Source organism: Pseudomonas sp. GW823-FHT02C05 (assembly GCF_058797595.1).
The window spans coordinates 2,415,724-2,430,401 of the sequence record NZ_JBXAJU010000001.1 but is presented as its reverse complement, the minus strand read 5'-3'; the positions used below and the strand labels follow the sequence as shown (position 1 = coordinate 2,430,401).

The 14,678-nt window shown below is 67.0% G+C and carries 14 protein-coding genes and 1 pseudogene; 8 read left to right on the top strand and 7 right to left on the bottom strand.

Going from position 1 to position 14,678, the window contains the following annotated elements:
• The first annotated feature begins 13 nt into the window (after positions 1-13).
• The 3 genes from peaB to peaD are packed head-to-tail and all read left to right on the top strand — an operon-like array spanning position 14 to position 2,914.
• Positions 14-1,447: a quinohemoprotein amine dehydrogenase maturation protein gene (gene peaB, locus AC1RGE_RS10830; protein WP_015636440.1), complete on the top strand. Its 1,434-nt coding sequence runs from the start codon at positions 14-16 to the stop codon at positions 1,445-1,447.
• Position 1,448: 1 nt separating this feature from the next.
• Positions 1,449-1,772 (top strand): quinohemoprotein amine dehydrogenase subunit gamma, encoded by a 324-nt coding sequence (gene qhpC / locus AC1RGE_RS10825; RefSeq protein ID WP_011062399.1) that lies wholly within the window; start codon positions 1,449-1,451, stop codon positions 1,770-1,772.
• Between the two features lie 23 nt (positions 1,773-1,795).
• A complete protein-coding gene (gene peaD, locus AC1RGE_RS10820) occupies positions 1,796-2,914 on the top strand; it encodes a quinohemoprotein amine dehydrogenase subunit beta (RefSeq protein WP_065363163.1) in 1,119 nt (372 codons plus the stop codon).
• 102 nt (positions 2,915-3,016) lie between these two features.
• Here peaD and AC1RGE_RS10815 read toward each other — a convergent pair whose 3' ends face one another.
• The 3 genes and pseudogenes from AC1RGE_RS10815 to AC1RGE_RS10805 form a co-directional block, all read right to left on the bottom strand.
• Positions 3,017-3,415 carry a lysozyme inhibitor LprI family protein gene (locus AC1RGE_RS10815; protein WP_015636438.1) on the bottom strand — a complete coding sequence of 133 codons (399 nt, stop codon included), beginning with the start codon at positions 3,413-3,415 and terminating at the stop codon, positions 3,017-3,019.
• 37 nt (positions 3,416-3,452) lie between these two features.
• Entirely contained in the window at positions 3,453-3,902 is a 450-nt protein-coding gene (locus AC1RGE_RS10810) for a GFA family protein (protein ID WP_225368814.1), read from the bottom strand.
• Positions 3,876-4,775: pseudogene (locus AC1RGE_RS10805) on the bottom strand (ADP-ribosylglycohydrolase family protein); the annotation flags it as partial. The gene AC1RGE_RS10810 and the pseudogene AC1RGE_RS10805, both read right to left, overlap by 27 nt.
• A 133-nt stretch (positions 4,776-4,908) precedes the next feature.
• Between AC1RGE_RS10805 and AC1RGE_RS10800 the strand changes: the two are divergent.
• Both AC1RGE_RS10800 and AC1RGE_RS10795 read left to right on the top strand, forming a co-directional pair.
• Positions 4,909-5,367 carry an SRPBCC family protein gene (locus AC1RGE_RS10800; protein WP_011062395.1) on the top strand — a complete coding sequence of 153 codons (459 nt, stop codon included), beginning with the start codon at positions 4,909-4,911 and terminating at the stop codon, positions 5,365-5,367.
• A 78-nt stretch (positions 5,368-5,445) separates the two neighbouring features.
• Entirely contained in the window at positions 5,446-6,249 is an 804-nt protein-coding gene (locus AC1RGE_RS10795; RefSeq protein WP_011062394.1) for an aminoglycoside phosphotransferase family protein, read from the top strand.
• 334 nt (positions 6,250-6,583) lie between these two features.
• Here the strand turns inward: AC1RGE_RS10795 and AC1RGE_RS10790 are convergent, their stop codons facing one another.
• Entirely contained in the window at positions 6,584-7,909 is a 1,326-nt protein-coding gene (locus tag AC1RGE_RS10790) for an aminotransferase-like domain-containing protein (protein WP_015636436.1), read from the bottom strand.
• 87 nt (positions 7,910-7,996) lie between these two features.
• Here AC1RGE_RS10790 and AC1RGE_RS10785 point away from each other — a divergent pair, with 87 nt between their 5' ends.
• Positions 7,997-8,629, top strand: a complete 633-nt coding sequence (locus AC1RGE_RS10785) for a LysE family translocator (RefSeq protein WP_011062392.1) — start codon at positions 7,997-7,999, stop codon at positions 8,627-8,629.
• A gap of 24 nt (positions 8,630-8,653) precedes the next feature.
• Positions 8,654-8,998: an antibiotic biosynthesis monooxygenase family protein gene (locus tag AC1RGE_RS10780; protein WP_011062391.1), complete on the top strand. Its 345-nt coding sequence runs from the start codon at positions 8,654-8,656 to the stop codon at positions 8,996-8,998.
• A gap of 4 nt (positions 8,999-9,002) precedes the next feature.
• On the opposite strand, the gene inhA is transcribed toward AC1RGE_RS10780, so the two are convergent.
• A complete protein-coding gene (gene inhA, locus AC1RGE_RS10775) occupies positions 9,003-9,689 on the bottom strand; it encodes an isonitrile hydratase (RefSeq protein WP_011062390.1) in 687 nt (228 codons plus the stop codon).
• A 92-nt stretch (positions 9,690-9,781) separates the two neighbouring features.
• Between inhA and AC1RGE_RS10770 the strand changes: the two genes are divergently transcribed.
• Positions 9,782-10,765: a GlxA family transcriptional regulator gene (locus AC1RGE_RS10770; protein WP_492584202.1), complete on the top strand. Its 984-nt coding sequence runs from the start codon at positions 9,782-9,784 to the stop codon at positions 10,763-10,765.
• A gap of 9 nt (positions 10,766-10,774) precedes the next feature.
• Here AC1RGE_RS10770 and AC1RGE_RS10765 read toward each other — a convergent pair whose 3' ends face one another.
• Positions 10,775-13,213 carry an alpha/beta fold hydrolase gene (locus AC1RGE_RS10765; protein ID WP_174395845.1) on the bottom strand — a complete coding sequence of 813 codons (2,439 nt, stop codon included), beginning with the start codon at positions 13,211-13,213 and terminating at the stop codon, positions 10,775-10,777.
• A 14-nt stretch (positions 13,214-13,227) separates the two neighbouring features.
• Positions 13,228-14,670 (bottom strand): TIGR01777 family oxidoreductase, encoded by a 1,443-nt coding sequence (locus AC1RGE_RS10760; RefSeq protein ID WP_019094101.1) that lies wholly within the window; start codon positions 14,668-14,670, stop codon positions 13,228-13,230.
• Positions 14,671-14,678: the final 8 nt, after the last annotated feature.

Here is a 14,678-nt window from a genome sequence, read left to right as displayed (position 1 = left end):
ACAGGAGGTTGTAATGGGCGCAATTCTGAATCTGGTGGAGCGCAACCTGCATGAAGTGCAGGTGGACGCCAACCGCATGCTGTTCCATATCCCCAGCAGTTCGCTGTTTGCCAGCGATGCCTTGACCGGCAGCATCATCGATGCGCTGCGCGGCCCGGGCTGTACCCCGGAAGACTTGATCCAGCGTCTGGCCGGCGCCTATGACGGTGCCGACGTCAGCGACACCCTGCGTGAGCTGATGGCCCTGGAACTGGTCAGCGACGGCTCGCCCCTGACCCCGGAAATCGGCGTCAAACGGGTCGAACGCACGGCGATCAATACCGTGGTGCTCAACGTCAATACCGGCTGCAACCTGAGCTGCACCTACTGCTACAAGGAAGACCTGGACAAGCCCTCGGCGGGCAAGAAGATGGGCCTGGACACGGCCATTGCCTCGGTGGAAATGCTGCTCCAGGAGTCCCCGGACGAGGAGCGCTACACCGTGGTGTTCTTCGGCGGCGAACCCTTGAGCAACCGGCCGCTGATCGAGGCCATGGTGGACTACTGCGAACAGCGCTTTGCCGCGGCCGGCAAGTTCGTCGAGTTCGTCATGACCACCAACGCCACCCTGCTCACCGAAGAGGTGGTGGACTACCTCAACGCCCACCGCTTCGGGCTTTCGGTGAGCATCGACGGGCCCAAGACCGTGCACGACCGCAACCGCATCACCGTGGGCGGGCAAGGCACCTATGACGTGGTGCGGCGCAAGGCGCAGATGCTTCTGGAACGCTACGACAGCCGGCCGGTGGGGGCGCGGGTGACCCTGACCACCGGGGTCACCGACCTTGAGACCATCTGGGATCACCTGTTCAACGAGCTGGGGTTCGCCGAAGTGGGGTTCGCCCCGGTGACCTCGGGGGACATCAGCAGCTTCAACCTCAGCAGCGAGGAGTTGATCGAAGTCTTCGCCAGCATGAAGCGCCTGGGCCGGCGTTACCTGGCGGCGGCACTGGAGCACCGCAATATCGGCTTCTCCAACCTGCACCAGCTGATCACCGATATCCACGAGGGCCACAAGAAGGCGCTGCCCTGCGGCGCCGGGCTGAAGATGCTGGCGGTGGACCACAAGGGCGAGCTGAACCTGTGCCACCGCTTCACCGGCTCATCCCTGCCGACCTTCGGCAATGTGCATGACGGTGGGGTCAAGCAGATGGAGCTCAATGACTTCCTGTCCCAGCGCCTGGACCGCACCAACACCGGCTGCGACAGCTGCCGCATCCGCAACCTGTGTTCCGGCGGCTGCTACCACGAGAGCTATGCCCGCTACGGCGACCCGGCGCATCCGACTTATCACTATTGCGAACTGATGCGTGACTGGGTGGATTTCGGCATCGAAGTCTACAGCCGGATCATGGCGCACAACCCTGCGTTCATCAGCAGCTACATCACTCCGCGCAAGGCTCACTGACATGAAACATCTCAAGCCGATCAACAACAAAGCTCAGAAACTGACCGAGGCCGCGGCCCAGGACCGTATCGAAGAAGTGCTGGCGATGAACTCCGTGGCCGGCTGCGCCTCGACCACCGACCCGGGCTGGGAAATCGATGCCTTTGGCGGCGTCTCGTCGCTGTGCCAACCGATGGAGGCCGACCTCTACGGCTGCTCCGACCCTTGCTGGTGGCCGGCCCAGGTGCCGGACATGATGAGCACCTACCCCGACTGGAACAAGGACGCCCAGGCCTCCAACGACAACTGGCGCAACCTCGGCACCGTCTTCCCCAAAGACAAGTAACCGGACAGCACAAGGATTCCAGCATGCGAGCTATCACAGTGTGCGGCCTGGCCGCCGGCGCGGTTCTCAGCGCCTGTTCTTTCACCGCCCTGGCCGACGAGGGCCTGGCCCTCAACAGCGGTCACGAGTACATGGTGACCACCAATTACCCGAACAACCTGCACGTTCTCGATCTGGCCACCGACAGCCTGTACAAGACCTGCAAGATGCCCGACGCCTTCGGCCCCGGCACCGTGCAACTGTCGCCGGACCGCAAGATCGCCTACGTGCTGAACAACCACTATGCGGATGTCTACGGCGTCGAGCTCGACAGCTGCAAGCAGGTGTTCCACGCCAGCATCACCCAGCATCCGGGGGAGAAGGCGCGCTCGATGTTCGCCTTCACCGTCAGCCACGACGGCAAGGAGCTGTACACCGTGGCCAACCCGACCCTGTTGCTCAATGACCGCTATGAGGTCAAGGAGCCGCGGCTGGATGTCTACGCCACCGATGCCGGGCTCAATGCCAAGCCGCTGCGCAGCTTCCCCGCGCCGCGCCAGCTGACCATCATGCAGAGCGGCGACGACGGCACCCTGTATGTGGCCGGGCCGGACCTGTACAAGGTCGACGTCAAGACCGGCAAGTTCGAGGTGCTGATCCCCAGCCGCCACTGGAAACGCCCCAACTACAGCGCGCCGGACGTGCTCTACGTGTGGAACCAGCAGACCTTCCGCCATGACTTTTCGCTGCTCTACACCGCGGCGAAGTTCAAGGACAAGAAGCAGGACCCGGCTACCGCCGAGCCGCTGTACGGGCTGTTCAGCGTCGATCTTGCGACCGGCAAGACCGAGACCACCGACTTCGGCCCGCTGACCGAGATCTACTTCAGCGGCATGCGCTCGCCCACGGACCCCAACCTGATGTTCGGCGTGCTCAACCGCCTGGCCAAGTACGACATCAAGCAGAAGAAACTGCTCCAGGCCGCGACCCTGGAACACTCCTACTACTGCATCTCGTTCAACCGGGCCGGGACCAAGATCTACCTGGCGGGGACCTTCAACGACGTGGCGATCTTCGATGTGCAGAGCATGAAGCAGATCGGCAAGATCACCCTGCCGGGCGGCGACATGGCCATCACCACGGCGCAGATCTTCGTCCGCTGACCCCGCCGCCAGCCACCGGCTCCTGTAGGAGCCGGCTTGCCGGCGAACAGGCCGGCAAGCCGTGCAGGGCCCTCGCCGACGCCTTCGCGGGCAAGCCCGCTCCTACCGTGCGGGGACCGGGCAGCTCAAGTCGCCTTCCTTGCACTGCAGGTACTGTTTGAAACTCTCCACGCGGGTCTTGGTCAAGGCCGTGATGCAGTTGCTGTAGGCCACCGGATACAGGCTGCCACCTTCCACGCCCGAGGTGGAAAAACTGCACTCGGCATCGCGGAACGCCACCCAGGCGCGCTGGGCGCTGACCAGCAGCTTTTTGCTGTGTGGCTGGTCTTTCAGGCGCTGGTTGATCTGTTGGTAAAGGGCGTTCAGCTCCTTGTCCGCGGCCTTGTGCTGGAAGTTGGCGCACAGGCTCATATCGGTCTGGGTGGTGTTGTTGCACTCATAGGCCTGGGCCAGTGGAGCAAGCAGCAGCGGCGCAAGGGCCAGCAACAGGATCGGACGCATGGAAAGTCTCGCAATCGGTCAATGAGGAAGAAACAGTCTAGCCGCGGCTGGGTTGCCACTCGGGCCAGCGTTGCAGCGCTTCGTCGGCCAGCCAGGGCACATCGTGGGAGGTCCAGATATGCACCTGTGGCGTCTGCCCCGGATCATCGTCCAGGGTCGCCACCCGCAGGATCACGTGGGGCTGCCCCGGTCGCTCCGCCAGCAGGTGAGAACCGCAGACCGAGCAGAAGTGCCGCAGCTTGCCCGGGGACGATTCGTAGGTGCTCAGGCGTTCCTGGCCCTGGGTCCACTGGAAGTGTTCGCGCATGACTCCGGCGGTCGAGGCAAAGGCCGCGGCGTGGGCCTTGCGGCAGGTCTGGCAATGGCAGTGGCCGATGGGCATGTCCAGGCGGTCGACCCGGTATTGCACCGCCTTGCACAGGCAACTGCCATGCAGCGGTCGGGCAGGCGCGCGACGCCGGGCGGCGGCCAGCAGGTCGTCGGCCATGGCCTGGATCTCCTCGCCCATGTGCAGCTTGGCCAGCCAGTGCGGCGGTATGCCCTGGGCCCCGTAGTAGGCTCCGGCCAACTGGCCGACGATGGCGGCGGTGGTGTCGGCGTCGTCCCCCAGGTTGGCGGCGGCCAGCACTGTTTCGGCATAGCTGTCGCTGTGCTGGAAGCACCAGAGCGCGGCCTCCAGGGAGTCGACGCAATAGCCGTTGCCGCGAATCTGGTCGCGGGTTTTATCCAGGTAATTGCCCTGGGCCAGGGCCGCGACCTTGCTCTCGCGAAAGCCCTGGGCGTCGAGCCGTTGCAGTTGCTGCTTGCTGGCACCGTCCAGGGCCTTGGCGATCAGCCCGGCCAACAGCTGGCAGCATTCGATGGCTTCGGCGGCGCCGTGGGTGGTACGCGAACTGGCCCCGGCAAACTCGCGGACCTGGGCCAGGTCGGGGTAATGGAACAGCACCACCGGCGCCAGGCGCATCAGCGAGCCATTGCCGGCGGTCTGCGGGTCGCTGGAACCCGCCAAGGGCTGGCCGTGTTCCTGATAGTCGGCCAGGGCCTGGCGCACCGTCATGCCGATATCGAAGCATTCGCCGGTGGCGCTCAGGTAGCCCCATTGCCACCAGTTGAGGTAGCGGCCCATCTGGTCGGCGGGGTCGAAACCGTCCTTGCGCAACAGGCTTTCCCCCAGGCACAGGGCCATGGAGGTGTCGTCGGTCCACTGTCCGGCCTTGAGGTTGAACGGGCCGCCGCCCAAGAGATCGGTGACCGGGGGGAAACTGCCCCGTGGCTTGAATTCCACACTGGTGCCCAGGGCATCGCCACAGGCCAGGCCCAGCAGGCTGCCACGGTAGCGGTCGGTGAGGGTGAGGGGCATGGCAGGTCCTTTGCAGAGGTATTGGCGCCGGCGACAGTAGCATTTTTCGTTCTGGGCAATCAGTGGGTCCTTCGGCCAGATAAAGGTTGCGCTCGATTCAGAGAAGTCTAGTGTTCATCACTGGAGGTGGCCCATGAATTCTTCAGATCGCATCGAACGCAAGATCCTGCTCAAGGCCGACCCGGCCCAGGTCTGGCAGGCGCTGAGCGAGGCCGAACGCTTCGGCCGCTGGTTTGGCGTGGCCCTGGCCGGCCAGCAGTTCATACCCGGCCAGCGGGCCCGGGGCGCGGTGACTTACCCAGGCTATGAGCACCTGACCTGGGATGTCCTGGTGGAGCAGATGCTGCCCCAGGAGCTGTTCTCCTTCCGCTGGCACCCCTACGCCATCGATCCCGCGCAGGACTATTCGGCAGAGCCCAGCACCCTGGTCCGGTTCGAACTGGAAGAGCACGCCGGTGGTACCTTGCTGCGGGTCACCGAGTCGGGCTTCGACGGCATTCCCGCCGAGCGCCGGCTCAAGGCCTTTCGCATGAACAGCCGGGGTTGGGACGAGCAGATGAGCAATATCGAGAACTACCTGCAGCAGGGTTGAAACAGGCAGTTGCAAGCGGCACGTTGCAGAGCCAGGCCTGTCGCCTGAAACTGGCCGCTTCCCGTCTGGAGCAGCCCCTTGTTCGAAACCTATATGAAACGCTGGCGCCTGACGCCCGATGGCGATCCCATCGTCACCCCGGGCAGCCGCCTGTTGCCGGTGCGTCTGCAAGACGGTGCGCCGGCCATGTTGAAGATTGCCCTGGATGAACACGAGCAGGCCGGCAACCGGCTGATGGCCTGGTGGGCCGGGGAGGGGGCGGCGCGGGTTCATGCCCAGCAAGGCGATGCCCTGCTGATGGAGCGTGCCATGGGCAAGGGTTCGCTGATGCGCATGGCCCTGGCGGGCCAGCACGATGAGGTCAGCCATATCGTCTGCGCCACCCTGCAACAGTTGCACCGGCCACGGGCACAACCGCGGCCGCCGCTGGTGTCGCTGGATCGCTGGTTTGCCGACCTGCGCGAGGCGGCGCCGCAGCAGGGCGGGTTGTTCCTGCGCTGCCTGGCCGAAGCCGAGCACCTGTTGGCCACGCCCCGGGAACCGGTGGTGCTGCATGGCGATATACACCACGACAATGTGCTGGACTTCGCCGAGCGCGGCTGGCGGGTGATCGACCCCAAGCGGGTACATGGCGAGCGCACCTTCGATTTCGCCAACCTGATCTGCAACCCGGACCTGCCCAGCGCCACCGATCCTGTGCGCTTTGCCCGCCAGGTGCAGGTGATTGCCCGGGCGGCGCAACTGGAGCCGCGCCGGCTGGTGCAGTGGGTGCTGGCCTTCAGTGGTTTGTCCGCTGCCTGGTTTCTCCAGGACGATCATCAGCCCGGGGCGCAGCACCAGCTCAAGCTCGCGGCTTTGGCCGCCCAGGCACTGGAGGGGTGAACTAGGGGTTTGCGTAAGTGCGGTATAGCGAATTTCCTACACGCGCTGTAATTCAATGCGCCTTCTGCGCACCGGGCTTTGTGTTTAATCTTCTTTCCCACAACTGCAGCGCAGGAAGCGCTCAGGATCAGGGAAGGTCGACCATTAGCACGGATGCTGCAGACAGGAAGTCATAATGGTCTTGGAAAAAACCCGCTTCGGCGGGTTTTTTTTCGTCCGGCATTTCGTGCCTGCAGCCTGGGTGCTGTGGCCACTTTGATACTTCATGCAGCGGAACATGAACGTGGCAGGTTCTTTTCAGCCCGACGCTAAGCGCGGGCTTCTGCAGGTGTGCTTAGCGGGTGATTTCGTTGCGGACCTTTTCCAGAGCCTGCTCCAGCAGCGGCAGGCCGATGGAGCCCAGGGCCAGGCGCAAGGCCTGGGGCACATGGGCGGTGGTGGCGAAGGGCTCGGCCGAGGTCACCGTTACCCCCTGATGTTCCAGGGCCGCCACCACGGCATCGGCCCGCCGTCCTTCCGGCAGTTTCAGCCAGAGAAAATACGATGAGCCATAGGCCTGGTAATCGCAGCCCTTGAGCACCCTCCGGGCCAGTTGCTGGCGGCTGCGGGCATCGTTGCGCTTCTGTTCTTCCAGGCTGTCCACCAGCCCCGACTCGATCCAGCGGCAGCCCAGGGTCACGGTCAGCGACGGGGTGCTCCAGGTGGACACGCGGATCGCCCGTTCCAGGGCCGGGATCATCTCCAGGGGCGCGACGATAAACCCCAGGCGCAAGCCCGAGGCGACGCTTTTCGACAGCCCGGAAATATACAACGTGCGCTCCGGGGCCAGGGTCTGCAGCGGCGGCGGGGCCGGTTCGGCGAGGAAGGCGTAGGCGCCGTCCTCGATCAGCAGCAGGTCATGCTCGCGGGCCAGTTGCGCCAGGCGCCGGCGTTCGGCCAGGGGCATCACAGTGCCCAGGGGGTTGTGCAGGGTCGGCATGCAGTACAGCGCCCGCACCGGGCGCCGGCGGCACAGGGCCTGCAGGGCGTCGAGGTCCATCTGGCCGTTGTGCTGGGGCAGCGCTTCGAGGTCCAGGCGATGGACCTGGGCCAGGGTCTTGAGGCCGGGGTAGGTCAGGGCGTCCACTGCCAGGATGTCCCCGGGCTGGAGCAGCGCCAGCAGGCTCACCGCCAGCCCCTGCTGGGCGCCGTTGACGATCAGCACCTGCTCGGCGGCGACGCGGATCTCGCGGTTGCGCAGGTGCCGCGCCGCGGTCTGGCGCTCATGGGGGCGGCCGCCCTGGGGCGCGGAATGCAGCAGGGCATCCAGGTCGCCGGAGGCGGCTATCGCCCGCAGCCCCTCGCGCAGGCTTTCCGCCTGGCCGGGCAGGGACGGGTAGTTGAACGCCAGGTCCACCGAGGCGGCGCTGGCCGGGTGCTGTTCCAGGCCCATGCCCCGGGGCAGGCTGGTGTCGCGGACAAAGGTGCCGCGCCCGGGCTCGCCCACCACCAGGCCGATGGCTTCCAGCTCGTGATAAACCCGCAGCGCCGTGGCCAGCGCCACCTGCTCGCTGGCCATCAGCGCCCGCACCGTCGGTAGCTGAGTGCCTGGGCACAGCTGGCCGGCGCGGATGCGCTGGGCGAAGTGATCGACGATGGTTTTGTAACGGGTACGGCGCATGCTCGGCCACCTCATGTATCTAGAACACTTTTTTGTTTGTATCAGACAGGCGTCCTAATCTAGCGGCTTTTGCGCAGGAGCGCTCACATGCCGGACCTTTCCACCCTGTCGATCTTCCTCGGCGCCGTGCTGCTGTTGCTGCTGTCGCCGGGACCCAACATGGCCTTTGTCATCAGCCACGGCGCAGCCTATGGCTGGCGCGGTGGGGTGGCATCGGGGCTGGGGATCGGCGCAGCGGATATCGGCCTGACCCTGCTCACGGCCACGGGCGTCACCGCCGTGGTGGCCAGCTGGCCGCCGGCGTTCGACCTGATCCGCTATGCCGGGGTTGCCTACCTGCTGTGGCTGGCCTGGAAGGCCCTGGGCCAGCGGGGGGGCCTGGACCTTGCCGATACACCCCGGGTGCCGCTGGCCACGGTGTTTGTCCGGGCCCTGTGCAACAGCCTGCTGAACCCCAAGGCGCTGCTGTTCTTCATGGTGTTCCTGCCGCAGTTCGTGCGCCCCGAGCACGGCAGCATCGCTGTGCAACTGGTGGTCCTGGGCTTGCTGCTGACCCTGGTCAGCGGGGTCTTCCATACCAGCCTGGGGATCTTCGGCGCGGCCTTGCGCCGTGGCTTGCCCGGCAGCGATTCGCGGCTGGCCCGCTGGCAATCCTGGCTGCTGGCGGCGGTGCTGCTGGCCCTGGCCCTGCGCCTGGCGCTGCTGGCGCGTCCGCTCTGATTCATCAGCCAATGGAGTTTGACCATGTACATCGCCGCCTTTATCTACCAGCCGGGCCAGCGCGACGAGGAGTTCCACCGCCTCAGTGCGCTGATCGACGAAATTGCCATCAGCCTGCCGGGCTTCGTCGGCGCCCAATCCTGGACCAGCGCCGACCAGGGGCTGATCAACGCCAGCTATTACTGGGAGGACGAAGCCTCGATCCAGGCCTTTGCCAGCCACCCCAGGCACATCGAAGCCAAGCGCCAGTACCGGCGCTGGTACGCCGGTTATCAGGTGGTGATTTCCAGGGTCGAGCGCACCTATGGCGATGGCGCCATCACCCAGTTGTTGGGCAATGCCCGCCAGGGCCCGGTACGCCGTGCCTGAAGGCTCAGCCGGCTGCCAGCCGCGCGGCCGCGCGCAGGGTGATTTCCCGGCGCTTGTGCAGCGAATCCGCGGCGCGCTGGCGGGCCTGCTGCACCACGCTGGCGGGGGCCGTGTCCGGGCTGCCGGCATTGAACGGTGGCGCCGGGGCGTACTCCAGTTGCAGCTGTACCCGCTGCGCGGTGGCGGCGTCGAACAGTTCGGCGGCCAGGGTCAGGGCGAAGTCGATGCCGGCGGTGATACCGCCGCCGGTCAGCAGGTTGCCGTCACGCACCACCCGCTCATGCACCGGTATCGCCCCCAGCGGCGCCAGCAGTTCGTGGTAGGCCCAGTGGGTGGTGGCGCGCTTGCCCTGGAGCAGGCCCGCGGCGCCGAGCACCAGGGAGCCGGTGCACACCGAGGTCACGTAGCGCGCCCGGGCGGCCTGCTGGCGGATGAACGCCAGGGCCTGCGGGTCTTCCATCAGCGCCCCGACCCCGGTACCGCCGGGGATGCAGATCACATCCAGCGGCGGGCAGTCGGCGAAGCTTGTGGTGGCCTGCAGCACCAGCCCCGAGCTGGCCACCACCGGCCCCGGCTCCTTCCAGATTAGGTGCACCTGCACATCCGGCAGCGAGGCCAGTACGTCATGGGGGCCGGTCAGATCCAGTTGCTGGACCTCGGGGAACAACAGAAAACCTATCTGCACTGCCATTGCCTGTTCCTTGTGTCGATGAAGTGGACGGCTTGACTCTAGCGCTCTAGGATTTGGCGCATACGCCAACCAGCCCTCGATTTACGCCAACCATGCCCACTGCGCCGAAAAACGTGTTTGTCCTGGCCTTCGCCAATGCCCAGTTGCTGGATGTCAGCGGGCCGCTGCAGGTGTTCGCCTCGGCCAATGACCGGGCCCGCGGCCTGGGCCTGCCTTTGCCCTACCACCCGCGGGTGATTGCCAGCCCGGGCGGGGCGACCCTGAGCTCCTCGGGGCTGGCGCTGCTGGCCGAGCCGCTGCCGCTGCCGCAAGAGCCCTGCGACACCCTGATCGTTGCCGGTGGCTGGGGCGTCTACGGGGCGGCCCGTGATCCTGAACTGGTGGCCTGGGTGGCGGCCCGGGCTGCGGCGTCACGGCGGGTGGCGTCGGTCTGCACCGGGGCCTTTCTGCTGGCCGCCAGCGGCTGGCTGGACGGGCGCCGGGTGGTCACCCACTGGACCCGCTGCGAGCAGTTGGCCGAGCAATATCCGCGGCTGCAGGTGGAGGCCAATCCGATCTTCATCAACGATGGCCCGGTGTGGACCTCGGCCGGGGTCACCGCCGGCATCGACCTGGCCCTGGCCCTGGTGGAGGCCGACCTGGGGCGCGCAGTGGCGCTGGAAGTGGCGCGGCAACTGGTGGTGTTTCTCAAGCGCCCGGGGGGCCAATCGCAGTTCAGCGTAACCCTGTCGCTGCAGAACCAGGGTGGGCGTTTCGACCGGCTGCACGCCTGGATCGCCGAGCACCTGGACCGCGAACTGACGGTGCCGGTGCTGGCCGAGCAGGCGGGAATGAGCGAGCGCAGTTTCGTCCGTCACTACCGCGCCGACACCGGCCAGACCCCGGCCCGGGCCATTGAACTGATCCGTGTGGAAAGCGCCCGGCGCCTGCTGGCCGACAGCACCCTGCCGATCAAGCGCATCGCCGCCCAGTGCGGTTTCGGTAGCGAGGAAACCCTGCGTCGCAGCGTGCTGCGGGCCCTGGGCGTGACGCCCCAGGCCTACCGCGAACGCTTCGCCAGCATTGCGCAGCCTTGAGCGCGGGTTTCAGCCTTCTACCAGGCTCAGTTGGCCGTCGGCATACAGCACTTCGCGGCCGATCCAGGCCGGGTCTACCTGGGGCAGTACCGCCGAGGGCTTGCGCAGTTCGCGCAACAGGGTCGAACCGTGGGACAGGCGCCCGCCCATGCGTGCGATCACTGCCCGGGCCTGCTGATAGTGGGCATGGCGCCCGGGGTCGAGGGTGTCCTCCAGCAGAATGTCGACCCCCAGCACGCCCTGGACCTGGCCCGGGTAGATCATGAACCCCGCCGCCTGCTCGCTGCCTTCGCGGCCGTCCTGCCAGAAGCTGCCGCCACGGTTGCGCACCTGCTCATGGGGGGCGAACCAGTAGCCGCGATCAGCCTCGGGCACGGCGTGGTGCAGGCGGAAGAAGATCCGCATCAGGTTGTCCCGGTACCACTCGCGCACTTGCAGGTAATAGCCGCGCATGCCCGGCAAGCCCAGGCGGTGGGCCAGGGTGATGGCTGGGCTCCAGTGCGGGAAGGCTTGCAACGGCAACTCGGCGCACTGCGGGCGCGGGGTGCCTGGGTCGGTTTCCCAGGGCAGGCGATGGGGGCTGTTGTCCAGGTTGTCGTAGGCGGTGGGCGGACGCCCCAGCAGCGCGCCGCCACTGCTGGCCAGGGCGGTGGCGATGCACAGGTTGCCCTGCACCACGAACACATAGAAGCGGCTGAACCAGTCTGCCAGTTGCTGGCCGTCGGCCCCGGCGGCGCGCAACTGCGCCAGTTCCCGGTCGAAGCGCCGCAGGCCCGGTTCCAGGCTCAGCAGGTGGCCGCGGGCGATGTGCTGCATGCGCAGGAACCGTGGCAGCGAGCGCAACAGGCGCAGGGGCCGCAAGGGCAGCTGCGGGGTGGCGCCGCCCACCTCGCCGGCATAGCTGGAGGAGGGCAGGCCCCAGTCGGCCAGCCGCGCCAGGAACAGGTCATTGTTGATATAGGAAGCACCGCCGAACACTGCGGTGAAGGGCTCGTTGTCCTGCAGTACACGGGCGTCCCAGCGCGCCATGATCGCCGGAATGCTCGCCGCCGCCCGGCGCTGGCCGTACTCGACGAAACGGCTGGGTTGCGGTGGCAGGATCTCGGCGATATTGGCCGCGGTCAGGTGCCGGCGCCAGCCGTAGTCGCTGATGGGGCGGTACTGCAGCAGCCACAGTTGCTGGCCGTCCCAGGCCCATTCCACATCACCGGGCACGTAGTGGAAGGTCTTGAGCACCCCTTGCAGGAAATCCCACAGGGCGCTGGCGCTCAGGCCCCGGGTGGTGGCGAAATGGCCGCTTTCCCAGGCCGCGCCCAGGCGTGAAAGGATCGCCCGCTGCGGGCTGACCTGACCGTCGGCAAGGCTTTCCAGATGGCCCTCGACCCACTCCAGTTCCACCGCCAGGTGACGGACGAAGGCGATCCCCGACAGGGTCGGCTGGATAAAGCGCTGCACCACCACTTCCTCGACCCCGGCATCGCGCAGTTCGCTGATGCGCCCGGGCACTTGCTCGCTGGGCACCCGCAGGTAAGTGGTGCTCAAGCCGGCATTGGCCGAGTCGGCCTGGTCCTCGCCGTAGCTGGAGGAACGCACCGCCCACAGCGCCGCAGGCTGGCTGGCGAGCAGGGCCGGCAGCTGCGGGTCGCTGGCGCTGTCCAGGGACAGGGCGCTGGGCACCGGCTGGCCGGCCAGCTCCGCCAGGCGCAGGCGGCCGCCCTTGGTGTGGGCGACGAAGCCGTTGTCGGCCGATTCCAGCCAGGCGACGAACTCGGCGGGGTGGTCGATCCAGGGGTAATGGCCCCAGCCCGGCCGCAGGCTGACCCGCAGGTCGGCCCGGGCCAGGATGGCCGACCAGGCTGCGGCCTGGGCAATCCCCAGCAGCCGGTCCTGGTCGCCCCAGACCAGTTGCACCGGGTCCTTGATCCACTCCAGCAGCGGCAGCGCGGTATCGGCCCGCAGTTGCTCCCACAGCGGTACGAAGGCCCGGCACCGACCATAGCCGGCGCCCATGCGCCGGTACTGCTCCTGGCTCCACGGCTGGCGCGAGAACTTGCCGGCGAACCACGTCGGTTTATGGCTGAGCAAGCCATGAATCAGCAAGCGCGCGGGCAGCGGCGACATCAGCGCCGGCAAGCGCCGTTGCCAGAGAAAGGCCCCCACGGGCGACAACAGCACACTGCGGCAGAAGTGCCCCGGGCGGCGCTGCAAGGCGTGCAGCACGATCAGCGCGCTGACCCCCACCGCGACAATCCCCTGGCCCGGCTCGGTCATGCCCAGTAGGGCCTCGGCGTATTCACCCAGGTCCTGGCAGGGCGGCAGCGGGTTGTCGCCAAACCCCGGCAGCTCCAGGGGCTGCACCTGATAGCGCTGGAAGTGCGGCAGGGCATCGTCCCACCAGTCGGCGGCGCTGCCATTGCCCGCCAGCAGGTACAACAGGGGCTTGCTCATGGGCATTCCTCAGCTCAGGTCAGGTCGCGCAGGGCGGCGTCCAGGGTCGGGTAACGGAAGCGGTAGCCGGCCTGCAGCAGGCGCGCCGGCACTACCTTCTGGCCATCGAAGAACAGCTCGGCCATCTCCCCGGCCAGGGCCCGTACCGGCGCAGCCGGCACGTGCAGCCACACCGGGCGCTTGAGCACCTTGCCGACAGTAGTGGCGAAGGTGCCCTGGCTCACCGCTTCCGGCGCCACCATGTTGTAGGTGCCGGACAGCGTCGGGTCGTTCATGGCCCGGGCCATCACCTGCAACACGTCGTCGCGGTGCACCCAGCTCATGATCTGCCGGCCATCGCCCATGCGTCCGCCAAAGCCGAAATGGAAGGGCATCAGCAATGGCTTCAGGGCGCCGCCGGGACCGAAGACGATCCCCAGGCGCAGCACCACCTGGCGCACGCCGAAGCGGGTAGCCGGTTCGGCGGAGGATTCCCAGCGCGCGCACAGGTCGGCCATGAAGCCTTCGCCGCGCTCGGCGTTTTCATCCAGGCTCTGGCTGGCGTCGCGCACGCCATAGAAGCCGATGGCCGAAGCCTGGATCCACAGCTCCGGCTTGTGCTGGGCGTGTTGCAGCCAGTTGAGCAGGGCTTCGGTGGTGCCGACCCGGCTGGCCAGCAGTTGCGCCTGGCGCTTGGCCGACCAGCGCGGCCCGGCCACCGGGGCACCGGCCAGGTTGATGATCACGTCGAAGGCTTCGCCGTGGCCCAGCTTGCTCAGCGAGCGCAGGCAACGGGCGCGACCGTCGAACAGGTAGGCGGCGCGCAGCGGGTCCCGGGCCAGCACGCTGACCGTGTGCCCGGCATCCAGCAGTTGGTTGACCAGGGTCTCGCCGATAAAACCGGTGCCACCGGTGACCAGCACCCGCTTGCCGCTGCCACCGGCAAAGGGGTTGGCGCCCTGGCCCTGGCGTTGCAGGCGCAGCGCCGCCAGGCCGTCGCGGATGCCCGAGGCGGTGACGCCCACGGCGAACAGGCTCAGGGCCCAGCCCTGCCAGCCCAGGTCGATGGGATTCAAGGCACTGGGCAGGCGTGACCATTCCAGCAGTTGCAGGCCGTACAGGGCGAAGAAGGCCCCGGCGTTGATCGCCAGCACGGTGTGCATGATGCGTTCGATGGCCGGCAGCTTGCGGCTGCGATCCTCGACCACGAAGTCCCACAGGGTCAGGCCGATTTCCAGGGCGAACAGCAGGGCGATCACCAGGGCCCAGATGCCCTGGAACGCCAGGTGGGCGATGCCCATGAACAGCACGCCGTAGAAGCACGAGCGCAGGGCATGGATGCTGAGCTCCTTGCGGGCGCTGTGACGCTGCGGCAGGGCCACGGTGAGTTCGTGATGGTAGAGAGTATCCAGGGCGCCGAGCACGCCCTGGGCGAGCAACAGGGCGATAGCCCACTGCAGGATTGGCAAATCAGCCACGATGGTGA

Bases quoted from the DNA above. Each gene is read 5' to 3' on its own strand.
- peaD (WP_065363163.1), top strand. From the start codon at position 1,796: ATGCGAGCTATCACAGTGTGCGGCCTGGCCGCCGGCGCGGTTCTCAGC.
- AC1RGE_RS10765 (WP_174395845.1), bottom strand. From the start codon at position 13,213: ATGAGCAAGCCCCTGTTGTACCTGCTGGCGGGCAATGGCAGCGCCGCC.
- AC1RGE_RS10785 (WP_011062392.1), top strand. From the start codon at position 7,997: ATGCCGGACCTTTCCACCCTGTCGATCTTCCTCGGCGCCGTGCTGCTG.
- AC1RGE_RS10790 (WP_015636436.1), bottom strand. From the start codon at position 7,909: ATGCGCCGTACCCGTTACAAAACCATCGTCGATCACTTCGCCCAGCGC.
- peaB (WP_015636440.1), top strand. From the start codon at position 14: ATGGGCGCAATTCTGAATCTGGTGGAGCGCAACCTGCATGAAGTGCAG.
- AC1RGE_RS10770 (WP_492584202.1), top strand. From the start codon at position 9,782: ATGCCCACTGCGCCGAAAAACGTGTTTGTCCTGGCCTTCGCCAATGCC.
- inhA (WP_011062390.1), bottom strand. From the start codon at position 9,689: ATGGCAGTGCAGATAGGTTTTCTGTTGTTCCCCGAGGTCCAGCAACTG.
- AC1RGE_RS10815 (WP_015636438.1), bottom strand. From the start codon at position 3,415: ATGCGTCCGATCCTGTTGCTGGCCCTTGCGCCGCTGCTGCTTGCTCCA.
- AC1RGE_RS10800 (WP_011062395.1), top strand. From the start codon at position 4,909: ATGAATTCTTCAGATCGCATCGAACGCAAGATCCTGCTCAAGGCCGAC.
- AC1RGE_RS10780 (WP_011062391.1), top strand. From the start codon at position 8,654: ATGTACATCGCCGCCTTTATCTACCAGCCGGGCCAGCGCGACGAGGAG.
- AC1RGE_RS10810 (WP_225368814.1), bottom strand. From the start codon at position 3,902: ATGGCCGACGACCTGCTGGCCGCCGCCCGGCGTCGCGCGCCTGCCCGA.
- qhpC (WP_011062399.1), top strand. From the start codon at position 1,449: ATGAAACATCTCAAGCCGATCAACAACAAAGCTCAGAAACTGACCGAG.